This is a genomic window from Syntrophorhabdaceae bacterium (assembly GCA_036504895.1).
Lineage (GTDB): Bacteria > Desulfobacterota > Syntrophorhabdia > Syntrophorhabdales > Syntrophorhabdaceae > PNOM01.
Map to the genome: position 1 here is coordinate 32,081 of DASXUJ010000109.1, position 26,171 is coordinate 58,251.

Genomic DNA, 26,171 nt, shown 5'->3' on the forward strand with positions numbered 1-26,171 from the left:
TCATGTGATTGTAGATCCTTTTCTTATCATTGCCGTCAAATCCTTTCAGCAGGCTCTCCGCTTCCTGCCTGAAAAGATTCAGCGGTCCATCGGCGCCGCTTTCGGACGGGGAGCATATCTTGCGCTGCGCGAGAGACGACGGGTCGCGGTTTCCAATCTTCTGGAAGCCCTCCCATCTCTCGGGAAAGCAGGGGCTACAGCCGTCGCCCGCAAATGCCTCGAAAACCTCGGTATTAATTTCGTGGAATCCATGGTCCTGCCCTTTATACCCCCCAACGACCTCACCCGTCGCTTTACTATCGAGAACAGGCATTATGCGGATGATGCCCTGGCTGCCGGTAAAGGTCTGGTGGCGCTCGTGTTTCACTATGCAAATTGGGAGATTATGGGAGTCGCCTCCCGTCTGCTCCACCATGAAATAGTCGTTCTGGCCCGGCCTCTGAAGCGGCACCGCCGGATAAACGAATTTCTCAACAGCATGAGGGCAGAGACGGGACTCACTATCATACCGAACGCCAATTCCGCGAGGGACGTGATGCGATATCTCAAAGAAGGCAGGATAGTGGCAATCCTGGGAGACCAGCGGGAAAAACGCTCGAAGGCAGTCTACGTCGATTTTTTCGGCAGGAAAGCGCCCACTTCGAGAGGCATCGCCATGATAGGCATGAAGACCGGCGCTCCGGTAGTTCCCTTTTACTTCAGAAGAGAAGGTTTTCTCCGGTATACCATCGTCTGCTGTCCACCGCTTCTCATGGAAAGAAAAGGCAATATCGAGGAGCTTGTCGCCCGTAATATGCGGAGAGTAAATGAATGCCTCGAATCGATCGTACGGGAGCGTCCTGAGGAATGGTTCTGGGTTCACCGTCGTTGGGCAAGGAAAGGCTGAAGAGACACACCGGCAAAGGCTTTACCGGTAAACCGGGAACGCCTTACCAGCCATAAAGGAGCCGTTCCACGAGCCATCCCACCCTGCTGAGCAACTTCTTCGAGCCCGCCTTACGCTCCATCTCCGGATAAAGGTCCCGGCCTGAAATCCTATGATACGCCCTCAAGAACATTGCCCTTTCCTGCTGCGTGAAGGCAGCTGCGCCTTTCTTCTCCATCTTTTCAGCATGCCTGTTGAGCCTGAAGATCATGCGGATCGTGTCCCTGCCGGTAAATATTCCCCTCCCACATTTATCGAAATCAAGGAAGACCAGCTGACGGTCCCGGGTCACGAGGACATTATTGAGGTGGAGGTCGGGATGACGGACACCGAGCTTCTCCATCTTATAGAGAAGCTCGGCGAACCTCTTTATGGTCCTCAGCCTCCTCATTTTGCTTGAAGAGACGAGAAATTGGAGCAGGTCAACGGCCCCTTCCATATAGACGGTCAGGATATAGAGACGCTTCGTGAGAAGCTTCTTCTCCGCGATAACGGCAAAAGGCACCACCACGGGAAAACCATTGTCTCTCAGGTAACCGGTGATCCCAAGCTCCGAGAGGGCCCTCCGGTCGGAGAAGAATATATCTCTTGTGACGGCTCTCAGAAGTCCGCCATGGGTATATTTCCTGCAGGCCAGCATTTGCCCGTTAAGCCGGACGAGCGCTATACCGCCCCTGCCCTTCCCCTCTATGAGCTCCCCTCTTCCGATACACTGAATCATGGGCAACGGGTCCGCGGGCTCTCCCGCGAAATAGATGAGATAGTGGCCATAAATGAGTGGAGTGAGGAGATTCATGGGTGTCGTTTATGAGTTTAAACGATACAAATGCTTTTTTAAACAGTTAAATGGGGCTTGCGTCGCCCCCTCATCCGGCAAAGCCTGATGAGCCTCCCCCTCTCGCTCGCTGTGCGAGCTAGGGGCCGTCGGAAGGATTTTTCTCAATCATTCCTTCCGGCGGCCCGCATGACGGCCTGGAGGGATCAGTTTGTTTTTAATGGGGCTTGCGTCGCCCCCTCATCCGGCAAAGCCTGATGAGCCTCCCCCCGCCTGAGGCGCCTACTGTTGGTCTCGCTCGCTGTGCGAGCTAGGGGCCGCAGCAGGGGATGTTTATTTCTTCGTAACACGTGGCGGCCTCGCAATTCAGGAAATCTTTGAGCCATTTTAGTTGACTCCCGGTAGTGAGAATACTTATTCATTATTTTATGAACGGGCATGTAGACGATCATGTTCCTTAAGTATTTCAGTATTCGTGAGACCCGTTAAGATCGATACCGTCGGGGTGAATGAATGAAATGGAGAGGGATCGTAGAATTATTCAAAGATACGTTTCAGGAATGGCGGCATGACGATGCGTCGACACTTTCCGCTGCCCTTGCCTACTATACAATCATCTCGCTTGCGCCGCTTCTGGTGATAATCATCGGGCTAGTTGCCTTTATTTTTGGAAAAGAAGCGGCCCAGGGACAGGTCATGCAGCAGCTCGCGAGTATCCTCGGACCTCAAAGCGCGAACACGCTGCGAGAAATAGTGGAGCATTCACCACAGCGCTCCGTGGGTATCGTCGCGACGGCAATAAGTGTGGTGGTACTGGCGTTCAGCGCGGCAGGGGTCTTTTACCAGCTACAGACATCGCTTAACACGGTATGGGAGGTGACACCCAAATCATCGCAGGGTTTCTGGAGCATCATCAGGTCGAGGCTGCCTTCTCTTTCCATCATACCCGTCATAGGGTTCCTTCTCATTGTTTCACTCGCCGCGAGTACCGCGGTCGCTGCCTTCGGCACGTTCATGGGCGGTCTTTTTCCGGGTATAACCGTTCTTCTGCAGATTGCCGAGTTCGTGATCTCTTTTGGGGTTATAGCGATACTTTTCTCGCTCATCTATAAAATATTGCCCGATGTCAGGGTAAGATGGCGCGATGTATGGCTCGGCGGGGCCTTCACCTCCCTTCTCTTCACCCTCGGTAAATTCTGCATCGGCCTGTACTTGGGGAAGAGCAGCATGGCGTCAGGTTACGGGGCAGCAGGCTCTCTCGTGGTCCTCCTTGTCTGGGTCTACTATTCGGCGCAGATCTTCTTTTTTGGGGCTGAATTTACGCAGTTGTATACTAACAGATACGGTTCCCGTATGAAGCCCACGACAGAGGCTGCTTCACTTCCGGGCGAGGACCCGGGAGACAAAAGACATCCCTCCCATCCTGAACAAAAAGAACCCATCTAACGGGAAAGAGGGGGCGACGATTGACGCACTCCCCATTTCCACTCAATTAGCGGTCGCCCGGAGTACTGCCTGCACTGAGCACAATGGCGAGGGTATCGCTCAGCTCCTGAAGGGTATATGGCTTCGTCAGCACACCCTTGAATCCATGTTCCCCCGATGAGGCGAGGATCGGATCGTTGGAGTACCCGCTTAGTACCACGGCTTTTACCCCAGGCTCGACCTCGCGAAGTCGTTTCAGGACCTCAGCGCCCCCCACGTTTCCGGGTATCGTGAGATCGAGTAGCACCACGTCAAATGGCCTGTTCTCACCCCGGGCTTTGATGAAGAGCGACATCGCCTCTTCTCCATCGGCAGCGAAAGATACGTTATACCCGATGCTTCCCAACATTTCACCGGTAATATCCCGGATCATCTCTTCATCGTCCATGAGAAGGACCCGGCCCAGCATTTCCGTATCGCCTTCTTTGGCCGTTCCGTCCGTCTCGGTCGGATCTGCCGCGGAGGCGGGCAGAAAATGGTGAAAACCGAGCCTTCGCCGCTTTCAGATTCGGCGGTTATATACCCGTCATGGTTTTTGACAATGGAATGGGCCATCGCCAGCCCGAGGCCGCTCCCTTTTTTCTTTGTGGTAAAATAGGGTTCGAATATTTTGGCGAGATGTTCTTTAGGGACTCCCCCGCCCTGGTCTGAGACCGAAATTTTCATATATCTTCCGGCAGCCAGGGGAAAACCATGCCGCCTTCTCTCCTCTTCCCATACCGCATTCTCCGCTTTTATGGTTATCACGCCCCCCTGGGGCATGGCCTGATCGGCGTTGATGACGAGGTTGGATATTACCTGGCTTATCTGGCCCTGGTCCACCTCCACAGGGCTGAGATACTCGGAGAGCTCGAACTCGCAGCGGGTCGGTGAGCCTGTAAGGGCAAACTGTGCCGACTCTCGCAGTATGTCCGATATGGTCGACTTTTGCTTCACGGGTGAGCCGCCTTTGGCAAAAGTCAGGAGCTGTTGGGTAAGGTCCTTTGCCCGGCTGACCGCCGCCTCGGCATCCTTGCACTTGGCCACAGCCTTCTCTTCATCCCTTCCGATATAGGTGCGGGCAAGAGAGATGCTGCCCAGGAGGATAGAGAGGATATTGTTGAAGTCATGGGCGATGCCCCCTGCCAATACGCTGATCGATTCGAGCCTGCTGATCCTGGAGAGCTCTTCGTCCGTCTTCCTCTTCTCCGTCTGATCCCGGAATACGAGCACCACGCCGATCACTGTGCCGTCGGATCTCGTGATAGGGGCGCCGCTGTCCGCGATGATGAACTCCCTCCCGTCTCTCGAGACCAGGACCGTATGATTCGCAAGTCCCACCACTTTCCCGGTCTTGAGCACCTTCGTCGCGGGGCTTTCGCAAGTCTCCCCGGTTTTTTCGTTGATTATATGAAAGACTTCCGCGAGGGGCTTTCCTGCCGCCTCCTCATGGGGCCAGCCCGTCAATTGCTCGGCAACCGCATTGAGAAGGATTATCCGCCCCTCGGTATCCGTGGCGATCACCCCGTCTCCGATAGACCCCAAAGTGACTGCAAGCCGCTCCTTCTCCATATGGAGCGCCTCTTCCCCTTTCTTCCGTTCCGTGATGTCGCGGACAAAAAAGAGGACATAGTTCCGTCCGCGGAAGTGCACGTAATTCGCCGTGATCTCCACGGGAAAGACCTTCCCGTCCTTTGCCCTGAACCGGGACTCAAAGGCCATCGATCCGTGTTCCTTAACCCTCTTCCAGAGGCGTCCGCCCTCTTCCGCCGGATGATCGACATCGACCTGAAAGAAGGACAGGTCAAGGAGTTCGTCGGGCGTGTACCCGAGCATCCTGCGTGATGCCTCGTTTACGTAAAGAAAGCGGGAGCTGGGCTTTATCCAGAAAATCGCATCGGAGGCGTGGTCGATGGAAAATTGGGTGAGAAGGAGGGTTTCCTCCTTTTTCTGCTTCTCCGTCACGTCCTCGAAACTCACGATAAACGAGCCGGTCTCCAGCTTGACCGTCACGAGATTGAGAAACTTTTGAGCGCTGTCCTTGCACCGGATTGAAAATATCTTTCCTTCCCTTTCTCCGGCGCCTTTGTTCCTCATATCCATCATCCACGCGGAGACCGCGTTTCTCCGCTGCTCCGGGTCGGGGAACGCCAGGACAAACCATTCCTGCCCCGAGGGGATGTCGGCGAGGGTGTAGCCGGTAATCTCGCTGAACTTATGGTTCACGTAGAGATAGGCCCCTTCTTCGGAGATGAGGGCCGCGCCGTGAGGAAAATTGTCGAGGATGGTGAGGAAGGTCTCTCTTTCTTTGCGAAGGGCCTCCTGCGACTTCTTCCGTTCCGTGATGTCCCGGGTAAGGCCCTCAAAATAAAGGGCTTCCCCTTCCCCGTCCTCCACCACGCGGGCGTCGGTAGATACCCAGATGACGGTGCCGTCTTTCCGCAGGAACTGCGCTTCAAAGCCTTCCACATGACCATCTTTTTCAAGAAGGTTCATAAGCCGTGCCCGGGCCTCCGGCTTCATGAATACCTGTTCGCGGATACTCGTGATTTCATGAATCATGCCTTCCGGACTCTCATAGCCCATAATTCGGGCGAGGGCCGGGTTTACCTGCATATATCGCCCCTCCGGCGTGGACTGGAACATGCCTTCCGTGGCATAATCGAAAATATCCCGGTATCTCGCCGCCGCCTCGGAGAGGGATCTCTCCCTTGCTTTACGCTCCGTAATATCCCGTATCGTCCCTGCAAGGATCTTTTCGCCCGTCCCGTCAATGACATGGAGCGTTACTTCGGCATCGAAGGCCGTCCCGTCGCACCGGAGGAACGTCCATTCGAAACGCTGCACCTCACCATTAAAGGCCTGCTCCACTATACGGACGGCTTTATCGCGGGATTCCTCCCCGCTTGGTTGGACGGCAGGGCCAAGGTCTGCAAGGGACTTTCCGATGATATCCTCCCGGCTGCCCCCAAGAGCGAACCTTAAGGATTCATTAAAGTCCGCAATAAACCCTTCTTTGAGAACAAATATCCCGTCATAGGCCGTCTCAAAAATGAGGCGGCAGATTCCTTCTTCCCGTGCGCCCCTCGCTCTCCTGTTGCGGTCGGAACCCCCCTTTTTCCCGCCCTCACGCAACGTGGCTACTTTGCCATTCTCTTCCCGCACTCCCTCCATGCTGTTTGCCCCCTCGTAACAACCAGTTATGCTGCAGTTATTTTGTTACGGGACGGCCCTTTCCCCCTTAAGGCCCGCTCGCACATCGTGAAAAACCATTTTCCCACTCGGTTATCGGCAGCCGGTCCGCAAAACTTTAGGATTTTTTTCACATTTCCGATTTACTCTCTCTTCAAAGATTCGTTATTAAATCAGCAGGGATCGGTGATATCGTTACCTCTTTATCCATGCCATTGCGAACTATTGTCGTTCCCGCCCTTGATGTGGTAAAGCTAAGGGATGAAGGGAGACAAGGAATACAGAATAATCGAGCCGGTGGTCAATCTCAGGAGAACTCCTGAAACTGGGAAAATCTCCTATTATCACGATGAACAGCTGGTAACCCAGCTCCTTTTCAATGAGAGGGTGAGCGTGAAAGGGCATCAGGGTAAATGGGCGCTCGTCGAAGCCCTCGAGCAGAAAACATTCAGAAGTCACGGTTTTTGGGAGGGGTATCCGGGATGGGTGGAAAAAGAATGCCTCGAGCCCGCACGGCAAGAAACTCTTGCAGATATAAGGGTGGTAAAAAGCGCTATCGTGCCCGTACTCCTCACGCCTGACGAAGGCAGCGCCGCACTCTTCACCCTCTCATTGGGCACTCGTGTCAATCTCGATCACACTTATGAACCGAGAGGATATTTTTCTCCTATTCAGGCAGGGAAGGCACGTTGCGGCTGGATCGATTCGCGACATCTCAGGTCCGCGGCGCCTGCTCATGACGAAGAGAGGCAGAGAGAGGAAGTAGTGGCGGCGGCGCGGCTCTTTCTCGGGACCCCTTACCTGTGGGGCGGCAGGAGCATGCAAATGCCCGGTCTTGCGTCGATTGCGACGGGGGTCGATTGTTCGGGCCTCGTAAATCTGGTTTTCCGTATCTCAGGTATTGATCTTCCCAGGGACGCCCATGAGCAATGGATGAAAGCAAGCCGCCTGACCGCCGATTCCATAATGACAGGTGATCTTATATTTATTGCCCCTTCCCCGGAAGAAGTGAACCACGTCATGCTCTATATGGGCGGAGAACATTTCATAGAGGCGGTCGAGTCGGGGACCGCAGTGGGAATGAATACCTTTGAAAATAGGTTCGGCGTACGCCGTGCGGCCTTTCCGGATTCCGGAAGGGTCCGGGGTCAATCAGCCGTATTCTTCGGGAGGGCGCCCCTGTGGCCGTAGACCGGATAACACACATCCGCATGAAAGAAGTCTCGAGACCGCTCAAGGTATTCTTCGCCACCTCACTGGGCGGCAAGAGCATGATGCGAAGCCTCATTGTGACGGTAATTCTGGAAGGCGGCGCCTCAGGCTCCGGTGAATGTCCGACGAGTGCGGCCTTTCCCGGAGATACTATGGCTGCCATGAAACTTCGTCTCGCCGGATGGGCAAGGGATTTGAAAGGCATGCCGATCGAGGGGTGGGAAGACAGGGTCCGCACCATCCGCCGCAGGCACGCCTCTTTCCCCATGGCTGTCTCGGGCCTTGAAACGGCACTTTTCAGGGCCTTCCTCAACCACAGGGGCTTACGCGAGGTTGCGTGGCATGGGGGGAAACTGAGGGAGATAGAGACGGATATCACCATTCCCTTCATACCCGAAGACCCCGGTCTTTTCCCATGGGTCGATCATGCGGTAAAGCAGGGGTTCAGGATTTTCAAAATAAAAGTGAGCGGTCATGTGGAGGAGGACAAGAAGTTCCTCTCCGCCATTTTCGGTCATCCGGGCCTCAGGACCGGGGACTTTACGTTCCGGCTCGATGGGAACCAGGGCTACACGCCCCGAAGTTATTTTCAAATGATTGATTTTCTTGAGAAGACCGGCATAAGGACGGAGCTTTTTGAACAACCCCTCCCTGCGGATGACTATAGGGGTTTGAGAGAGATCAGGAGGCACTCTCCCATACCCGTGATACTCGACGAGACCGTGGTCGGAAGGGAGCAGTTAAAGCGTGTGATCAGCGAGAACCTTGCCGGAGGAGTTAACATAAAGATCGCAAAAAGCGGGATCCTGGAATCCCTCGATCTCCTTGCGATGGCGAAAGAGGCGGGATTGAAGCTCATGATAGGGTGCATGACCGAAACAATGGTGGGTCTCTCCGCGGGGATATCGCTTGCAGCAGGCACAGGCGCTTTTGATTATATCGATCTCGACGGTATTTATTTTCTCCATCACCTGAAAAAATATGGCGCTATAGAGATAAGACCTCCCTGCTTCTTTATCGGAGAGTGAGCGATTTTCGTTTTGGGCAGGAAGAGCTCAGGGTTTCCTGATATCCCTTTCCATGAGAGAAGGCCTGAATAATGCGTTCCTATCCGCAAGGGCCGGTACCCGTCCGGGGCTCGCAACCTTACAGATACCCCCGTCTTCCGTTATGGTCCCCGTGGTAATCGTATCCGACATGATCGCCGTGGATGTGGCGGCCCTGTAGAGGTTAACACCGGTCAGATTCGCCCTGGTGAGATCGGTAAAGTAAAGATCGGCGCCCGTCAGGTTGGCGCCCGTCAGATTGGCGCCCGAAAGGTCGGCCCTGTTGAGATCGGCGCTTTTCAAGTCCGCACTGTGAAGGATGGCATTTGAAATTTGAGCCAAATGCAGATCCGCGCAAAAGAGGTTTGCCTTGGCCATATATGCCCCTCTGAGATCAGTCCTTATGAGGTCCGCACCGGTGAAATTGGTGCCCGCAAGAGTTGCGCTGTAAAGGTTCGCATCCCTGAGTACTGCCCGTGCCGCATTTGCGCCCGAAAGGATCGCCCCCACCATGTTGGCCTTTGTCATATTCGCCCTTGTAAGATTTGCCCGCGAGAGATTGGCCGCGCCGAGATCAGCGCCGGAAAGGTTTGCGCCCGAGAGATCAGCGCCGTAGAAATCGGCGCCAAAGAGATGGGCCCCGGCCAGGTTGGCGCCTTCCAGGTTTGCCCCTTTCAGGTTTGCCCTGTAAAGGTTCGAAGTGTCAAGGCGGACCCCTGGCATATTTGCGAAGTAGAGGTCTGCCTGCGCCAGATCGATATCGTGCAGGTTTGCCTTTGCAAGATCGGCATTCATCAAGTCCTTGCCTGAAAGGTCGATACGGGTAAGGTCGCAGCCACGGCATTCGTTGGTGGTCATGAGCCGGTAGTAGTCGTCTTTATTAAATGCCTGTGCGCCCGTGGCGAGATATATGAAAGAAATGATTATTAAACCCATAGTGACGGCGATTTTTTCTCTCATTTCCCATACCCCCTTGGCTTATTAGGCTCACCTTTTGCCTGGCCCATCCTCCGGAAGGGATGGTGTAGCCCGATTCTAAGGTGAGAATAAACTTTTATATCACAAAATGCCAGTATTTTCCTTATAAACCGAATTCCACCGATAGGTACATCGGTCATTTGCGTGCTCGCAAGGGTGTCCGGTGGGGGAATGACTGATTGCAAGGCAGGTAGATTTTTCGATAGAGAGAGATTGGCATGGCAAGCCCGGCACATCGGCGTGACGGGCTTAAACATCACATTTTGCAGGTCAGGCTATTTCTCCTCCTGCCGTCTTTTTTCGACCAGTTCTTTCATAAAGAGCATGAGCTGCATGTCCGGTTTTGCGAACTGACCATCCGCGCCCACTGCTTCTCCCTTGTGGGCAAGCTTTTCGGTGATGAGGGAAGAGAAGAGCACTACGGGGATGGCCTTAAGCTCCGGGTCCTCTTTGATGCGTTTACAGAGATGGTATCCGTCCATGCCGGGCATCTCAATGTCGGTGAGCACGATATCGAGCTCGTCAGTAAGTTCAGTTCCTGCTTCGTGGCATCTGTTCTTGACACCCACCATATATTCCCATGCATCATCACCGTTGGTGGCCGATTTCACGGAAAAGACCTTTTGTTCCTCCAATTGCTTTCTCACGGTGGTACGGATTACCCCTGAGTCGTCGGCGTGGAGTACCTTGATGGGTACATCCATGAATGTCGATGATTGGAGCGAGGCGAGAGAGGTGGCTTGTATGGCCAGATCGGGGTTCAGATCGGCCATCGCTTTTTCAAGGTCCAAAAGGAAGACGAGTTTATCTTCGAGCTCTATAACACTGGTGATCGTATCGCTCAAGCCATCCATATAGCCGTCGAGAGGCTTGATATCTCCCCATGTGACCCGGTGGATACGGGTGACTCCCGAGACCAGAAAGGCATTTACCACGTTATTAAATTCCGTAATGAGGACTTTGGGAGGCGTATGCTCTACCCTGGTCCTTCCGAGCCAGGATCCCAGATCGAAGAGGGCGATAATCTTGTCCCTGTGGTTGAACATGCCGAATGCAAAGGACCCTTTGAGGTGAGGGGGCCGCATTATTTTTGAAGGCATGGGGATGATTTCGAGAACTTTCGCCACGTTGACCCCGTAATAGCCCTTGTACTCCTCTTCTTCGATGAAAAGCTCCAGGATTTCGACTTCATTCGTGCCTGATTCAAGAAGAATGTTTGACTGGCTCGTTCCCATGACCGCCCCTTTTGCATAACGATTATCTATCGGACTTATGCCCGAAGAGACCCGATCTTCCCACACCGCAGGGTCTATGCGGTTACATCACTTATCGGCCTGAAAAATAGATACTTAAGCAATGTTACGAAGCCATGGGAGAGACCGCCCTGGAGCCGCTTTTAAGGTAACATTCAATTTTGCCGATAAACCCTAGACGAATATGGCCGATCAATTACGTCATAAAGATATTGCGAAGACAGTCGCTCCCTCCCGCGAAACCGGGTCTGCCGCCACAAAGGAAGGCAAAAACGGAAGAACCGAAGAGTTGCTGAGATTGATTCTCGCCCTATCCACAAACTTTATCGCCCTTCCCGCCGATGAGATAGATGAAGGCATAAAAGATGTGCTCGGTGCGGTGGGAAATTTCGCGTCTGCCGACAGGTCCTATGTTTTTCAGTTCGACAAAAATGGCAGGGTGGTAAGCAATACGCATGAATGGTGCGCCCACGGAATTTCCTCCCTCATCAGCCGGGTAAAGGGACTCACCGAAGAAGATCTCCCCTGGCTTTTTGAAAGGCTCCGGGGACTCGGAGTGATACATGCCCCCGATACGGGCCTCCTTCCCTCCAAGGCAAGGGCCGAGAAGACGAAGATCCTGGGTGAAGACGTGCAGTCTCTTATCGCAGTGCCCATGGTGTATGGCGATTCCCTCATAGGCTTCCTTGGTCTCGACAGCATTCTCAGAAAAAAGGCATGGGACGAGGAAATAACGTCTCTCCTTAAGATAGTGGGCGAAATCTTTGCCAATGCCCTGGCACGAAAGAAGGCTTTCGAAGCCATGCAGGCGGGCGAGGAAAGATACAGGAGCATAGTGGAAAACGCCATGGAGGGAATCTTTCAAGCCGCCCCTTCAGGCCGGCTCCTGAACATAAACCCGGCAATGGCAAAAATGTATGGATACCATACCATAGAAGAGATGATGGAGAAGGTAACTTCGATCGGCGCCCAACTCTATGTTGATTCCATGAAGCAGGATGAATTCCGTTGCCTTATGGAGCGAGACGGCCGGATCGAGGGATTCAGGGCGGAGCAGCGCAGAAAGGACGGAAGTACCTTCTGGGTCTCCATGAATGGCCGGGCGGTACGCGCAGAAAACGGCAAAATACTCTATTACGAAGGCACCTATGAGGATATCACTGCTCAAAAATTCATGGAGGAAATGCTCCATAAGGAGCGGGAGACTTTTAGAGAGATCCTCGAAAAAACCCCTTATGGCGTAGTCCTCGGCGACTCCGGCGGCCTTTATCTTTATGTAAACCCCGAATATACGAACATTACAGGATATACCCTCGACGATGCCGTTTCATATGCTGACTGGCTGGATAAGGCGTACCCCGAACCAGTCGAAAGGGAAAAGGCCATCTTGTTTCTGAGCGAGAACGGTCCTCATGCGACACGGGAGAAAGTTTTCAGCGTAGCCTGCAAAAATGGCTCAAGAAAAGAGATCTCCTTTACAAAGACCTTCCTCGACGACGGCAGAACCATTATCTTCCTCTCCGATATTACGGAGAAGAAAAAGGCTGAAGAGGCCCTGCGCGAAAGTGAGGAAAAGTTCAGGACCCTTTTTGAAGATTCAAATGATGCAATCTATATCGCCTCCGTGGATGGCCGCTTTGTCGACTGCAACAGGTCTTTCCTCAATCTTTTCGGCCATATAAAAGAAGAGGTGCTTTCCATGAAGGCGAGAGATACTTACCGGAACACAGAGGACCGGCACGCCGTGATAAGATCGCTCAGGGAGTTCGGCACGGTACGGGATTTCGAGGTAAAGCTGAAGAAAAAGGACGGCATCGAAATGGACTGCCTCCTTACCGTCTCTGAAAAGAAGGCCCGTGACGGCTCGGTAGCTGGATATCAGGGAATTGTGCGCGATGTAACGGCATTTAAAAAAGCCGAAGAGACTATCAGGCATATGGCCTACCATGATTCTCTGACGGGGTTGCCGAACCGCACACTTTTCGGAGACCGTCTTTCAGTGGCCATGGCGAAAGTACGGCGCAAAGGCGACAAGTTGGCCGTGGCGGTTCTCGATATGGATCAGTTCAAAAGGGTGAATGATTTATTGGGTCATAAGGCGGGAGATTTTGTGCTCAAGGCCGCCGCGAACCGCCTCCTGTCGGTGCTCCGCAAGAGCGATACGGTCGCCCGGATGGGTGGCGATGAGTTCATGCTTATTCTGAACGAGATAAACGGAGCAGAGGACGTTCAGGCGGTGGTAGAAAAAATCGTCCATGCCTTCAGAAAATCATTTGTCGTCGATTCCAATCACTTCTTTGTCACCGTCAGCATCGGCGGAGCGCTCTATCCCGATGACGGGGAAAGCGCGGAATCCCTGATACGAAAGGCTGACGTCGCCATGTACCGGGCAAAACGGGGCGGCAAGAACCAGTACAGCCGCTATACCCCCGAATTGGACAGTGGATAGAAATGAATCCACAGAATGAGATACCTTCCGTAATCAACACTTCTATGTCAAAATCAATTTCATCTGAGAAATAGAGCTGTTTAGTACCGCATTTTAGAAAAGAGCGTACAAGAAAAAATAATTACCAATCGGATCCCTCCAGGAACGGCAGATGATCCTTTTACAATTCATGAATGAACAACCGAACCGGTCAAATCAGCCAACGAGCCTAAGGTCCTTTTGCATGCATTCTTTGCTTCTCTTGAGTAGTGGCAAAGAAACCGAAGTTAAATTCGCCCGGCACTCTTGATCATTGTTGATCGGCAGGTGAGATAGCTATTCAAGAAAGATTCGATCTTCCTTAGAGCCCGCGTACGATCTTTTAAGATAAGTCAAAGACAGATTAACCATTGCCTGGTTAATTAGAGGCTGCATTGGCGATCAAGAGGTATTTTCATTCCATGGGATGTTATTGCTTGGGCCCCATGGGGCTTCTTGCAGCCTTTTCCGGATATCTGAAAAAACTTGACATTCATACCGTATATTTATATAAGGTACATATTTTGGCACAAACCTCCTATGAATCTCCATAACGGGAATAATCCCTGCTTTGGCCTTTTATTCCACATGAAGGCAAAAATTAACAGATCGTATCACACAAATCATCCTCTTCCCCGGACCTTGCATGTTATTTAATTCCTTACAATTCGCCATTTTTTTCCCAAGTGTTGCGGTCCTCTATTTTTTTATGCCCCACAGATACCGCTGGATTTTATTGCTTGCTGCAAGCTCAATTTTTTACATGACTTTCATCCCGGCGTACCTCGGTGTTATCTTTGCAATTATTGTCATCGATTATGCGGTGGGTCTCCTGCTGCAGGAACAAAGGGGCCGGAGTAGAAAATGGATTCTTGTCGCCGGCATTGTCCTCACGTGCTCTATTCTATTTTTTTTCAAATATCTGGGTTTCCTCGACCATACCATCACCGCGGCTGCCCGGTTCTTTCATTGGAATTATTCCCCCCATGTACTGAATATACTGCTGCCCGTGGGCCTTTCCTTTCACAGTTTCCAGAGCATCAGTTACATAATAGAGGTTTACAAAGGGGCCCAAAAGCCCGAAAGACATTTTGGCTATTATTGCCTTTTTATCATGTTTTTCCCTCAGTTGGTGGCAGGTCCCATTGAGAGGCCGCAACATATGCTTCGCCAGTTCCGCGAGAAGCATGAATTCTCTTATGACTTGGCAACAAATGGCATTAAGTTGATGGCATGGGGACTTTTCAAAAAGGTGGTGGTCGCGGATAGGCTAGGCATGCTCGTGTCAACGGTTTATGCAAATCCAAGGGAGTTTTCCGGTCCTTTTCTGGTTCTCTCGACCTTCTTTTTCGCGTTCCAAATCTATTGCGACTTCTCCGGGTATTCCGACATTGCGATTGGTTCCGCTCAAGTGATAGGGTTTCGTCTGGTGGACAATTTCAAAAGGCCCTATTACGCTATATCCATCACCGAGTTTTGGCGGCGATGGCACATTTCCCTTTCCACCTGGTTTCGGGATTATCTTTACCGTCCCCTCGGCGGTAATCGAGTGACACGGCTAAGGTGGTGTGCCAATATTCTTGTCACTTTCGCCATAAGTGGCCTGTGGCACGGTGCTAACTGGACGTTTGTTGTCTGGGGGCTGCTCCATGGCTTCTATTACCTCCTTTCCCGTTGGACTCAGGATCTGAGAAAAAGATTTGTCATCACCTTCGAGTTAGAGAAGCATGTGCTCCTCCACAAGGCCATGAAGGTGGGTATTACCTTCTGCATAGTCTCTTTCGCCTGGATTTTCTTCGTTTCTAAGAATTTGGAAGATGCATTTTATGTGGCTTCTCACCTCTTTACGGGTTACCGGGAGGCTCTTCATCCTGCTCAGTTAAAAGAGATGCTGCCTCTGAATAAGCTGGGTCTGGATCATATCCAGCTTCCGCTGGCCTTATTGGGCATCCTTCTCGTGCAACTTGTCGAGGGACTCGTATCACAGGAAGAGATGCGTTCCATGCTCTCAGCCAGGCCGGCACCTTTTCGGTGGACGATTTACTATGCCCTTGCCATGGGGATACTTATCTTTGGGGTTTTTGATAATATGAAGAACTTCATCTACTTCCAGTTTTGAAGAGAGTAGGCATATGAAAAACTTCTTCATGAAAGTGGTATTCTTTTCGGTTCTGGTAGCCCTGAGTTTTTTCCTTCTTAGCGTCGCGCCTCTCCGGTATGGTTATCATTTCGCGTCCATTATAAATAAAAATGATATGGTAAGTGAATTCGCGATACGTCAGGAGCGCCTGATCGTTTTCTCCGGCGGGAGTGGCCTTTGGTCGGGACTCGACAGTTCATATGTTCAAAAAGAGACCGAGTATAATGTCGCGAATATAGGACTTTTTGCCGGATTCGGCTTGACCTTTGCTCCTATGGAAGCAATGCGCTTTATGAGAGCGAAGGATGTACTGGTACTTGTGCCCGAATATGGACTCCTCTATGATGCTTCAATTTATCCCAACAAAGATGTGAGAAAATGGTGTTTTGCCATGTCGCCACGTAATGCCCTTAAATACCTTTATAAAGGGTGGTTAGACATAGGTGAGCTTTTGCCCGATGTGGCAAGTCTCTGCCAATATAAAATTGTGGGACTTGCGCGTGCCATGTTCACGCGGCCTTTTCAGAGCCCTTTTGGGAGAGGCTACATTAATTATTCCCTCAGGGCCAACAAATTCGGCGATAGTAAGAATCAAGAATTTATTTCACTGGCAAAGGAACGGATCTCGGGATATGGTTCTATCTTCCCCGCAGATGGGATTGATCCCGCGGTTTACATGCGCCTGAATGATCTTGCCGCCACTGCCAGGGCGAGAGGGATTACAGTTATTTTATGTTTTTGCGCAATTCCTTCGGAAGAATATAGGCGTAATCAGATCCAATTGGACCGACTTTACATATCTCTCAAGAAGAATCTTAATATGCCGATACTGGGCACCCCTCATGATTTCACACTGGATTACCGGTATTTTTCCAATACTATTTATCATCTGACGGCGGAGGGAAAGTCCGTCAGGACGGAAAAGCTGACAGGCCTCCTGAATCGGTATCTTAAAAATTCTCACGCCGGGGCTCGGTAGAGGAGGATGGATGGACGGATGGTGACACTTCCCTGAGGTTGCGAAAGAAGCCTTAATCGACTCACAAGCCGGGGCGCACCACAATGATTCCCGGCTTGCGGGAAACATAGTCTTCGAATGGTTGGTCGACGACCTTTCTCGACTCGTAAGAAGAGGACGCATGCCTCAGCCGGCCCGTATTTTCCCTCCCCACGAATATACCCACATGGGAAACGTCAAGACCCTCCTCAAAAGTGTAGATGCCGATATAATCCCCCTCCCTGATCCTCTTTTCCAGAACGCTGTCAATCGATTCGCCCGGAATATAGGTGATCTCCCTTTCCGTCACCTCGATTCCGGGAAGGAAGAGAGAACCGTCTTTCTTCAGGTTGAGCCGTTTGACTGCGCTGCGGCATTCAACCCCGCCGATCTCGCGAGTTACATCTGCCACAGGATTACGGGGAGAGTATAGCCAGTCGGTAAAAAAGTGATTCCGCCCTTTAAAGGAAACCCTGCCTTCGCGGTACCTCACCCGGATCAGGGCATCCCTGAAACCGGGCAGGGAGCGGGAAAGCCGCATGGCCTCCACATAATCAATAAGAGTGAAACAATCTACCCCTTCCAGATCGATCACCAGCCTTTCGGGTATTCGGTCACTCCCGATGAGAGTGGAAGCCCGGTAAGGGGTGCCCAAAAGCATGCCTGATATTCTTTCTATCCTCGGACCCGTTTCGGGAAGGGAGGATGCCTCTTCCATAAGGCGCTCCAGCTCCCCCACGGACCATTTGCCAAGTTTTATTATCCCATCTTCAGACATGGCAATGAATTCTCCTCAACACTTTTGAGGCCCCTTCGGCCTCCGAATATCACTCATTATAGCACCCCTGCCCAACCGTTCTCTATATGCTTTTATCCCGGCCGGTTCTCTGGTATGATTGTGGGAAAATGAAAACGATAGATATTCATACCCACGGGATCGGCGGGTACGACACGCACACAAAAGATCCCGAGGAGATATTAGCCATGGCCAGTATTCACGGCTCCTCGGACGTATCCGCCATCGTTCCCACCATATATTCCGGCACCCTTGAAGAGATGCGAAGTCAACTGGCGACGATAAAGAGGGCGATGGAGGCGCAGGCAGAACACCGCTCATCCGACGCCGGGGCTGCCGTAATACTCGGGGCTCACCTGGAAGGACCCTTCCTCAACCCGATTCGTGCGGGTGCACTCGATCCTGCTACGTTTATTGAGCCCGGCGAGTACCCACTCAGGTCCCTCGTGGAAGGCTTCGAGGACGTGATAAAGATCATCACCGTCGCGCCGGAGCTTTCCGGAGGCCCCGAGCTCATTACCCGCTGTGCGAAGGCAGGGATCAGCGTGAGCATGGGCCATACGGACGCCACCTTTCACGAAGCGGAAGCAGGCTTTCATCACGGGGCAAAGGGGATTACCCATTTTATGAACGCAGCAAGGCCTTTTCACCAGAGGGAGCCGGGTATCATCGGGTTCGGCCTCCTCAATCCCCATATCTTTGTAGAGCTGATCGCAGACCCCTTTCACCTTCACCCCAGAAGCATCGAGCTTGTTTTCAGGCTAAAGGACCCTTCAAAAATTATGATCGTTTCGGATACGGTGAAAGAAACGCCCGTCATGGTCCGGGACCGCAGAAAAGAAGCAATAATTGATGGGAACGGCGCGCTCAAGGGAGGCTCCATGACCGTCACGGAGGCCGCTCAAAGGCTTATGAGCCTGGATTTTGATAAAGATGCCGTGACCCGGGCCGCCGGCACGAATCAGGCGGTTTATCTCGGATAGCCATCCCTACTCCGGAATAGAAGGAAGGTCCGCCGGCTCTTCAGAGACCCAGTTTATCGCTTATCTCCTTCATCGCCGTAAGGGAGAGGTCCACAAATTCATCGAGGGGGATGCCGATCATTTCGCACTCCCTGATATTCTCGCGGCTGACCGAGGCGGCGAAGGCCTTCTCTTTCATCCTCTTCGTTATTGACTTCGCTTTGACACTCGCCAGCAACTTATCAGGGTAAACCATGGCGGTGGCCACGACGAGGCCCGTGATCGTCTCCCCCGCGGCCAGGGCATGCTGGAACTCCGTATCCCTCTTTGCGCCTTTCGCCATTTCATTGTGGGCCACTATCGCGCCGACCACTTCAGGGTCCACCCCGAGCTCGTTCAGTATGCGCCCGGCTTGAAGACCATGGACGCTGAGATCGCCCCCCACAAGTTCTATATCCAGATCGTGGAGAAGTCCCGCCATTGCCCATTTCTCTTCATCCCTGCCCAGCCTTCGCGCCAGAGCCCGCATAACCGCGGCAGCAGCATAACAATGATTAACCATTCTTTCGTTCTTCACATACTGATGAAGCAAGGAAACGATGTCATCCTGTGAAAGGGACATATCCTCTCTCCTTTCTCTCAATGAATATTTACCAGCCCATTCCCCTTGACCTCAAGATATTCTGAGATTCCACGTGTCCAAGGCGGGCCGCGGTTCTATAGTTCTCAAAGGCTTTTTCAGTATCGCCCAGGCTCATGGAGGCATTCCCCCGGTGAAAGAAGGCATTCCCATTGGTGGGATCGAGTTGACATGCCATAGTATAGTCATCAAGGGCCAATCTGTAACTGCCCATAATTTCATGGAGAAGGCCGCGATCGAGCAGCGCACCCGCGTCTTTCGGCAGGAGAATGACGGCGGCATTAAAATCGTCGAGGGCCTTATCAAAGCGTCCCAGTTCCTCCCAGGCCGTGGCACGGCCGAGATAAGCCATGGCGTTGCCCGAATTGAGGTTTATGGCGTGAGTGTAGACATCGATTGCTTTATAGTAATCGCCCGATACGAGATAGTACTCGCCGTCCCTGGTCATATTGATCACGGGGTCGCAGCCCAAAAGGGCAAGGGCCAGAAAGAGGGTGCAGAGAAAAGGTATTAGTGGTTTTGCGTATGCGCGCGTATCGGATACCATGGATCCTCCCGTTCGTTCATTTGACTGATATTATCATACTATCAGGACCTTTCCCACAGGTTTTGTCCTCTAAGACAACCGGTTCCCTCCTCCGAACGCCGCGTCTTCGGCCACATATTACGGAGTGAAAAGGGTCCCGCCTTCGCGAGACCCCGGGGCCCCCTGTTCATCGATACTATTTGCGGATAAGTATCAGCCTTTATATATTTTTACCGCCTCGTCGACACTTGCATCCTCAACGGTAATTGCATATACCGCATTACACATGCGGACCGCCTCATCGAGAGACTTCTGGTGAATATTTCTTCCCGTGGCGTTTCCCGCCGCGCCGCTCACATGGATCTGGTCGTAGAGTTGACCGAGGAACTTCTCCGCGGATTCACTTCCACCGCCCGCGCAGACCACCCTGGTCCTTCCGGCTGCGAGAATCGCCTCTTTGAAAATCTCACGGGACTCCTCTCCTGCCTTTGTGGGATAATTTACTTTGGCAAAATCGGTGCCGAGGCATGCGGCCGCTCCCGCTGCACCCGCTATCAAGTGAGGGTCTTTCTCGTCCTTTACCGCTTTACCGCGGGGATACATCCACAGGACGGTGACAAGACCGTTCAGATGGGCGTAATAGACGAGCTGGGCGGCCTGCACCAGGAGATCGCTTTCATATTCGCTGCCGAGGTAAACGGTAAACCCCACCCCGAGAATATTGAGGCCGCTGTTCTCCTTGAATTCGACCACCTGCTCCACGTCAAACCACTGGTGGCTCACGGGGTCATCCTGGGCCGTAGGCACCAGGGGGGTCTTGGAGTTCACCTTCACCAGATAGGGCACATCTCGATAATCCATACCAAACCTTGCGATAAGGCCGAGCTGGGCTGCGAATACGCCGATTTTCGATTGAGCGGCAATTTTAAAAAGGTGTTCCGGTCCGTTATCATCGGGATGGATCCCTTTTCCATAGAAATCATCATTCAGGTGCTCCATCTTCTGGTCTCCCGCAAAGAGCATCAATCTTCCGCTCGACCTTGTGATCGCCAAATAGTTCTCGATATAGGTATCGCGCATTACCCTCGGCACGTCCAAGGGCACCATTATGTTATCTCTGGTAATAACGGGCATCTTCTCCTCCCTTTCTTAAATTTATTTCACCAGTTTACGGCATGAGATGGATAATTTGCAAGAATTCTGTTTTACAGTGAATGGAGATTCGAGCTTTCAGGCGTCCCGCTGCCTCTGGAGGAAACGGTGGGCCTGGAGCGCCGCTTTCGCGCCTTCACCCGCAGCGACGACGATTTGCTTCTCAGGGACGTTCGTCACGTCCCCCGCCGCAAAAAGTCCCGGAATTATGGTTTCATTCGCACAGCTCACTTCGATCTCGCCCAAGCTATTCAGGGGAACCAGGTCCCCTATCAGGCCTGAGTTAGGGGAGAGGCCGATCTCCACAAATACCCCTTCCACTTCAAGGGTTACTTCCCTGTTCTTAATTAGATCCCGGACCACGAGACCGCCTACCAACTCTTCCCCGATAATACTCAAAGTCTCATGTCCCGTAAGGATGGTAGTGTTCGGAGAATCTCCCAGTTTCTTCACCAGCACGTGGTCAGCAGTCAATACGGTGAGGGAGATGAGATATACATGTTTTGCCACTTTCACAAGGTCCAGGGCGGCCCCTACCGCGGAGTTGCCCCCGCCGACCACCGCCACGTCGCGGCCTCGAAAAAATGGCGCATCACAGGTGGCGCAATAGCTTACACCCCGTCCTATCAGACTTTTCTCGCCCGGCACGTTGAGGGTCCGTGGACTCTTGCCCGTTGCCGCAATTATAGTGAGGCCTTCATAGGATATCTCTCCTTCGGTTGCGAGTGTAAATATCCCCTTATGAAGGGAGATGGCCCTGGCGGTTTCCCCCACCCTTACATCAATCGGAAATTGCCGCGCCTGGTCCAGAAATTTCCGCATCAGTTCCGGTCCTTCTATAAACTGGTAACCCATGTAATTTTCGACGCCAAGGGTCCAGTTCGGCTGACCGCCCATATCTTTGCTCACAAGGAGAGTCCTCCGTTGTTTTCTGGCGGAATAGACCGCAGCCGTAAGGCCGGCGGGACCTGCTCCCGCGATGATGACATCATACATGGGACTCTCCATCGGCAGTCAATAGGGTCAGGGGCTTGTTTCTCGCGTGTGACCGGAAAAGTCACGTCCTTACTGCCCCCAATACCCGATTATCAGCACCAGCCCTGTTATTGTCAATAATTAGCGTAAGGTAATAGGGTCCGGCTCTTTATTTTCTCCACATTCGGTTGATCTGAGGTTACACTAGGGAAGCCATTTCTTGGCAAAATGTATACTAGGGAGAATCTGATGGGATTCCGTCTCAGACCGGCTGTCCTGGCCCTCATTATTCTTTTATTTTTTTCATCTCTCGCAGCCGCCGCAGGCCAACATGGGAACCGTTTCAGAAACGTGATCATAATGGTGCCCGATGGGTGCAGCCCGGCTCAGGTTACCGTTGCACGATGGTATAAAGGCGCTCCCCTCGCCCTCGATCGGATGTATCTCGGGGGCGTGCGAACCTATGGCGCGAACTCCCTGATCACCGATTCCGCCCCGGCCGCCACTGCCTTTGCCACAGGACATAAGACTGCCGATAAATTTATCGGAATTCTTCCCGATTCGGTAACCACACCGGGCGCCGCACCCATACCGGAGGAGCGGAGGTATAAGCCGGTGCCAAGCGTCCTCGAAGGGGCAAAGCTTATAGGGAAGTCGGTAGGTCTCGTGGCCACGTCGAATATTCAGCATGCCACCCCGGCGGCCTTTTCCGCTCACTGGCCGGATCGGAATAATTATAACGAAATCGGGAAGCATCAGGTATATCAAGGCATGGATGTGGTACTGGGCGGCGGGAAACAATACCTTGTACCGAAGGAAAAGGGCGGTGCCCGGACGGACGGAGAGGATCTGACTGAAGTGCTCAGGGCAAAGGGCTATCTCATTGTCCACACGAGAGAAGAGCTGGAAAAGGCAAGGGGCAACAGGGTCTGGGGGGCCTTTGCCGATGACGCCATGGCAAATGAGTTCGATCGCCCCCATTTGAGGCCGGAGGAGCCTGCCCTCGCCGAAATGACCAAAAAGGCGCTTACGATCCTCTCGAAGAACAAGAAGGGTTTCTTTCTTATGGTGGAAGGGAGTAAAGTCGACTGGGCAGCCCATGCGAATGATCCCATCGGCGTGGTCAGCGAGGTCCTCGCCTTTGACGAAGCCGTAAAGGTGGCCCTCGATTTCGCGAAGAAGGATGGCAAGACCCTCGTCCTTGCCTTCGCGGACCATGGCACGGGCGGCATGTCCCTTGGAAGCGACGGGGTGAATAAGAGCTACTCCACCCTCCCCTTCGAAAAAGTATTCGGTCCTCTGAAAAAAGCCGTTCTTACCGCTGAAGGAGTGGAGCAGAAGTTGGAAAAGGACGGCTCGGAAGAAAAGATCCGGAACATAGTAGGCGAATTTTATGGGATTAAGGATTTAACCGCCGGCGAGATAAAAACCCTGCGCAATGCGTCACAAGGTCCCCGCCGGGCTTTGGGTCCCATGATGAGCGCGAGATCGGGAATCGGCTGGACCACGAAAGGTCACACGGGCGAGGACGTGTTCCTTTACCATTACGGGCTTAACCGTCCTTTGGGTTTGATCGAGAACACCGAGATCGCCGGAATGACCGCCAAGGCACTTGGATTCGATTTGAGCATGGTGGAGAGCCGTCTATTCGTCCCCGCCCGTGAGGTTTTCAGTGCTCCGGGCGTCATCTTCTCATTGGAAGGGGCCGGGACGGGCAAGGCTGTACTCACGGTGCGAAAGGGGGAGGCCCGTGCCGATTTTCCCCTTGGGACCAATCTGATGTATATTAAATCTCAGGGAAAAACATATGAGATGGAGGGCATCTCAGTGCTCGCGCCCCACACAGGTAAGATTTATCTGCCAGGGGAAAGTGCAAGACTGTTGGAACGTTCAATCAAAAATATTCCCGTTGGCAGGTGAGGCAAAGCGGCTAATGGCGCCTCCAGGCGATCCAGGCAGGAAATCCGTTTTCATCCCGAAGTCTCATAATATTGTCGCCTTTTATTAATTCCGAGGCTATCAGGGCTGGTTGAGCGCGAAAAAAAACTTTTGAGCCTTTTACCTCAACCTGGTCTTTTGGGTGAATCATCAGGTCCTGATTTTCAATGAACCACTCCGGCCCCAGGTGGACGTCCATCACATCGATGCCGACCCTCACCAGAATACGCACCCCCGCCGACATGCCCCTGCCGGGGATAAACCTCTGAACAGCCGTCACCATGCCCCGCACGGTTTCCACTGTCTTTACATTGTAGAGCCGCACATAAGGCGCCTCAGCGCCCCACCCGCGGCTGCCTGTCCAGTTTTTGAGCCTGGGCGCGGCGACTCCCTGCGAGACAGACAGGAAGACTGCGGGTAATAGCAATCCGAGAATGATAATCAGCCGTTTCATGGTCCCCCCTGAGTGACCGGTTCCCCGAAGCAGAGGAACCTTGAGTAGATTAGATGGTAAGGAAGCCGAGGGAATTCCGCGCCCTCTCATATATGGACGTCTATTTATATACCTTCGGATGCGCTGTCGTCAACTCTTGTCCCGGGCCGTCGGCTTCGATCAATTATAGAGAAGGAAACTATTGAATCCGCCCGGTAAAAAGAATAGTATATCTTGCACTACCTGCGGCCATTCCGCTGCAAGAACCTTACATTCAGCGAGACAGTCAGGATCAGAAACAATGGGTTTATTGACGAAGATAAAGAAACCTCTTTCCCGCACCGCCCTCACGGTCCTGGGCATTTTTTTAAGCCCTGCCTTTCTTGCGGTCTTCCTCGCCGTCAACGTTTCAGCCGCGCCGTCTCCAATAAAAGAACTGTCTCCCCTTATTGACGAGCTGGGCAGACGGTGTGCCGCATACGGCTGGAATGACATTAAAATAGAGGATATCCCATGGCAGTCATACCGGACAAGCCACCTCAAGAGGCCGATGATCTTTGCCCGGTTCGGCGATTCCCCCTCCGACTGCACCCTCTTTCTCGGAGGGATCCACGGAGATGAGATCCCCACCGTATACATCATGCTGAAACTTTCCCACTATATCGAGAGCAACCCGTCAATGTTTAAAGACAGATGTATAATCGTCGCACCCCTCGTGAACCCGGATGGTTTTTTCTCCCTACCCCCTACCCGCACGAATGCACGCGGCGTGGACGTAAACAGGAATTTCCCCACAAAAGAATGGTCGATGAGGGCGCTTCGCGATTGGGAGCGGAAGCACGGCCGGAATAAACGGTACTATCCTGGAAAGAGAGGGGGCTCCGAGAAGGAGACCATGTTCCAGATGGCGCTGATTAAACGATACAAGCCGAAAAAAATCCTGGCCGTCCATTCTCCCCTGAATGCCTATGATTTCGACGGGCCCTCTTCGGAGCTCGGATCGTTTTCAAACTGGGTTGAGAGGATCAGTCAGGAGACCGGTCACCCTCTTAAGCGTTTTGGATTTTTCCCGGGTTCCCTTGGGAATTATGCAGGCCAGGAAAGGGATATCTTTACCCTTACCCTCGAGCTTCCCACTTCCGACCCCGCGAAAGGGAGCGAGTATTTCAGACAGTTCCAGCCCGCTCTCGTCAAGTTTCTGAACCTGCCTATTTTTATAAAGCCTCCCTTATTGAGAAAATCAGCATATAAAACAGAGGCGGCAGGATAGAGGCATAATTCGGATAATAAACCTTTATCCCCCCGAAAGCATGGTGAAGCGGGGGGCCTCGAGCATCTCTACCTCTTCTATACCCCTCATCGCTTTCTCATAAAGGAGGCGCACCAACTGTTCGTAACTCGTCACCTGCCAACCGTTCACCACTCTCCATATCTCCGGATTCTTCCAATCCCATGTCTCGGCCTCTTCCGGCCCGCAAATCCGCGTAGTACCGGTTTCCCCATCAAGTACTTTCAACCTGATTGAGAATTCCTTTGTTTCCGACATTTCGCTCCTCCTGGTCGCACCTTTGAAACTATCTATCATATACTATTACTACAGAGATAGTATAGAATCTACGATACCCGATGTCAACGTTCCCGGGATGTCCCGCTTCTTCCCCATTGATGAATATAATTTACTTTCAGACCCTAAATCAGTATACTTTGTCCTGTGGAGAGGTGACCGAGAGGCCGAAGGTGCTCGCCTGCTAAGCGAGTGTACGGGTTAAACCGTACCCAGGGTTCAAATCCCTGCCTCTCCGCCATTTCAACAAATTTATCCTTCCTTTTTATGTATCAAGAGAAATAAATCCCTGAATATGTTAAAATATTTTATGAGCAAAGAGTGCAGCACCAATCTGGTTGCAACCATATTGAGAAAAGTAATCGGGATGTGCCCGGGTCCAAAAAGTGAGCTGATATGAGAAAACAAAAGAAAATAGCCACCCTTTCCCTGACGAAGGAAAACCTGTTCAAAATATTCAAGCAGGAAAGCCGGCCCCTCGCGTTCGGAGACCTGCAAAAAGTTTTTACCCTCTACAAACAGGACAAAAGATCCCTTCGAAGGTTCCTGAGGGAGCTAATCCATGAAGGGGCAATTGTACGGCTCAGGAACAACCGCTTCGGAATTCCTCATGAAATGAACCTCGAGACAGGGACCCTCTGGTGCACCCGAAGCGGCAACGGCTTCGTCATACCTGACAGGGAGAGTGAGAGGGATATTTTCATACCCTCGAAATTCATCGGCCACGCCTTTCATG

The 26,171-nt window shown here is 52.4% G+C and carries 24 protein-coding genes and 1 tRNA gene; 12 read left to right on the forward strand and 13 right to left on the reverse strand.

The annotated features are described in order from the left end of the window. Positions 1–4: 4 nt before the first annotated feature. On the forward strand, positions 5–886 hold the full coding sequence (locus VGJ94_15735) for a lysophospholipid acyltransferase family protein (protein HEY3278068.1): 882 nt from the start codon (positions 5–7) through the stop codon (positions 884–886). 43 nt (positions 887–929) lie between these two features. On the opposite strand, the gene VGJ94_15740 is transcribed toward VGJ94_15735, so the two are convergent. Then, positions 930–1,721, reverse strand: coding sequence for a lipopolysaccharide kinase InaA family protein (locus VGJ94_15740; protein ID HEY3278069.1), 792 nt, complete (start codon positions 1,719–1,721; stop codon positions 930–932). 492 nt (positions 1,722–2,213) lie between these two features. Between VGJ94_15740 and VGJ94_15745 the strand changes: the two genes are divergently transcribed. Continuing rightward, positions 2,214–3,146: a YihY/virulence factor BrkB family protein gene (locus tag VGJ94_15745; GenBank protein HEY3278070.1), complete on the forward strand. Its 933-nt coding sequence runs from the start codon at positions 2,214–2,216 to the stop codon at positions 3,144–3,146. A gap of 46 nt (positions 3,147–3,192) precedes the next feature. On the opposite strand, the gene VGJ94_15750 is transcribed toward VGJ94_15745, so the two are convergent. After that, entirely contained in the window at positions 3,193–3,594 is a 402-nt protein-coding gene (locus VGJ94_15750; protein HEY3278071.1) for a response regulator, read from the reverse strand. Continuing rightward, a complete protein-coding gene (locus VGJ94_15755) occupies positions 3,555–6,338 on the reverse strand; it encodes a PAS domain S-box protein (GenBank protein HEY3278072.1) in 2,784 nt (927 codons plus the stop codon). Before VGJ94_15755 ends, VGJ94_15750 begins: the two co-directional genes overlap by 40 nt. 279 nt (positions 6,339–6,617) lie before the next feature. Between VGJ94_15755 and VGJ94_15760 the strand changes: the two genes are divergently transcribed. Beyond that, positions 6,618–7,547 carry an NlpC/P60 family protein gene (locus VGJ94_15760; protein ID HEY3278073.1) on the forward strand — a complete coding sequence of 310 codons (930 nt, stop codon included), beginning with the start codon at positions 6,618–6,620 and terminating at the stop codon, positions 7,545–7,547. After that, on the forward strand, positions 7,538–8,596 hold the full coding sequence (locus VGJ94_15765; protein HEY3278074.1) for an enolase C-terminal domain-like protein: 1,059 nt from the start codon (positions 7,538–7,540) through the stop codon (positions 8,594–8,596). The genes VGJ94_15760 and VGJ94_15765 overlap by 10 nt, the downstream gene beginning before the upstream one ends. A 27-nt stretch (positions 8,597–8,623) precedes the next feature. On the opposite strand, the gene VGJ94_15770 is transcribed toward VGJ94_15765, so the two are convergent. After that, on the reverse strand, positions 8,624–9,574 hold the full coding sequence (locus VGJ94_15770) for a pentapeptide repeat-containing protein (protein HEY3278075.1): 951 nt from the start codon (positions 9,572–9,574) through the stop codon (positions 8,624–8,626). Positions 9,575–9,867: 293 nt separating this feature from the next. After that, entirely contained in the window at positions 9,868–10,827 is a 960-nt protein-coding gene (locus VGJ94_15775) for a chemotaxis protein (GenBank protein HEY3278076.1), read from the reverse strand. Between the two features lie 202 nt (positions 10,828–11,029). On the opposite strand from VGJ94_15775, the gene VGJ94_15780 reads away from it, so the two are divergent. Next, positions 11,030–13,294, forward strand: coding sequence for a PAS domain S-box protein (locus VGJ94_15780; GenBank protein ID HEY3278077.1), 2,265 nt, complete (start codon positions 11,030–11,032; stop codon positions 13,292–13,294). A 922-nt stretch (positions 13,295–14,216) separates the two neighbouring features. Here the strand turns inward: VGJ94_15780 and VGJ94_15785 are convergent. After that, positions 14,217–14,501, reverse strand: coding sequence for a hypothetical protein (locus VGJ94_15785; protein ID HEY3278078.1), 285 nt, complete (start codon positions 14,499–14,501; stop codon positions 14,217–14,219). Here VGJ94_15785 and VGJ94_15790 point away from each other — a divergent pair. Both VGJ94_15790 and VGJ94_15795 read left to right on the forward strand, forming a co-directional pair. Next, positions 14,427–15,431, forward strand: coding sequence for an MBOAT family O-acyltransferase (locus VGJ94_15790; GenBank protein ID HEY3278079.1), 1,005 nt, complete (start codon positions 14,427–14,429; stop codon positions 15,429–15,431). The two genes, VGJ94_15785 and VGJ94_15790, sit on opposite strands and share 75 nt — an antisense overlap. Positions 15,432–15,444: 13 nt before the next feature. Beyond that, entirely contained in the window at positions 15,445–16,431 is a 987-nt protein-coding gene (locus tag VGJ94_15795; GenBank protein ID HEY3278080.1) for a hypothetical protein, read from the forward strand. A 61-nt stretch (positions 16,432–16,492) separates the two neighbouring features. Here VGJ94_15795 and VGJ94_15800 read toward each other — a convergent pair whose 3' ends face one another. Then, positions 16,493–17,227 carry an N-acetylmuramoyl-L-alanine amidase-like domain-containing protein gene (locus VGJ94_15800; protein HEY3278081.1) on the reverse strand — a complete coding sequence of 245 codons (735 nt, stop codon included), beginning with the start codon at positions 17,225–17,227 and terminating at the stop codon, positions 16,493–16,495. 128 nt (positions 17,228–17,355) lie between these two features. Here VGJ94_15800 and VGJ94_15805 point away from each other — a divergent pair, with 128 nt between their 5' ends. Then, complete coding sequence (locus VGJ94_15805; GenBank protein HEY3278082.1) at positions 17,356–18,228, forward strand: hypothetical protein; 873 nt, start codon at positions 17,356–17,358, stop codon at positions 18,226–18,228. Between the two features lie 40 nt (positions 18,229–18,268). Here VGJ94_15805 and VGJ94_15810 read toward each other — a convergent pair whose 3' ends face one another. The 4 genes from VGJ94_15810 to VGJ94_15825 all read right to left on the reverse strand — a co-directional run bounded on the left by VGJ94_15810 (position 18,269) and on the right by VGJ94_15825 (position 21,521). Next, positions 18,269–18,829, reverse strand: a complete 561-nt coding sequence (locus VGJ94_15810) for an HDIG domain-containing protein (GenBank protein ID HEY3278083.1) — start codon at positions 18,827–18,829, stop codon at positions 18,269–18,271. 28 nt (positions 18,830–18,857) lie between these two features. Next, positions 18,858–19,394, reverse strand: coding sequence for a tetratricopeptide repeat protein (locus VGJ94_15815; protein ID HEY3278084.1), 537 nt, complete (start codon positions 19,392–19,394; stop codon positions 18,858–18,860). 192 nt (positions 19,395–19,586) lie between these two features. Then, positions 19,587–20,507 carry a hypothetical protein gene (locus VGJ94_15820; GenBank protein ID HEY3278085.1) on the reverse strand — a complete coding sequence of 307 codons (921 nt, stop codon included), beginning with the start codon at positions 20,505–20,507 and terminating at the stop codon, positions 19,587–19,589. Between the two features lie 96 nt (positions 20,508–20,603). Further along, positions 20,604–21,521: an FAD-dependent oxidoreductase gene (locus tag VGJ94_15825; protein ID HEY3278086.1), complete on the reverse strand. Its 918-nt coding sequence runs from the start codon at positions 21,519–21,521 to the stop codon at positions 20,604–20,606. Positions 21,522–21,749: 228 nt separating this feature from the next. Here VGJ94_15825 and VGJ94_15830 point away from each other — a divergent pair, with 228 nt between their 5' ends. Further along, positions 21,750–23,420, forward strand: coding sequence for an alkaline phosphatase (locus tag VGJ94_15830; protein ID HEY3278087.1), 1,671 nt, complete (start codon positions 21,750–21,752; stop codon positions 23,418–23,420). Between the two features lie 10 nt (positions 23,421–23,430). Here the strand turns inward: VGJ94_15830 and VGJ94_15835 are convergent, their stop codons facing one another. Further along, the gene (locus tag VGJ94_15835; GenBank protein HEY3278088.1) at positions 23,431–23,892 is read right to left on the reverse strand and encodes a hypothetical protein; all 462 of its coding nucleotides are present in this window, start codon (positions 23,890–23,892) and stop codon (positions 23,431–23,433) included. Between the two features lie 280 nt (positions 23,893–24,172). Here VGJ94_15835 and VGJ94_15840 point away from each other — a divergent pair, with 280 nt between their 5' ends. Then, a complete protein-coding gene (locus tag VGJ94_15840) occupies positions 24,173–25,141 on the forward strand; it encodes a M14 family zinc carboxypeptidase (GenBank protein HEY3278089.1) in 969 nt (322 codons plus the stop codon). 24 nt (positions 25,142–25,165) lie between these two features. Here VGJ94_15840 and VGJ94_15845 read toward each other — a convergent pair whose 3' ends face one another. Then, positions 25,166–25,417, reverse strand: a complete 252-nt coding sequence (locus VGJ94_15845; protein HEY3278090.1) for a hypothetical protein — start codon at positions 25,415–25,417, stop codon at positions 25,166–25,168. A 167-nt stretch (positions 25,418–25,584) separates the two neighbouring features. On the opposite strand from VGJ94_15845, the gene VGJ94_15850 reads away from it, so the two are divergent. After that, positions 25,585–25,676 (forward strand) — tRNA-Ser (locus VGJ94_15850). A gap of 155 nt (positions 25,677–25,831) precedes the next feature. Further along, positions 25,832–26,171: hypothetical protein (locus VGJ94_15855; protein ID HEY3278091.1), on the forward strand; the 340-nt coding region annotated here is incomplete at its 3' end.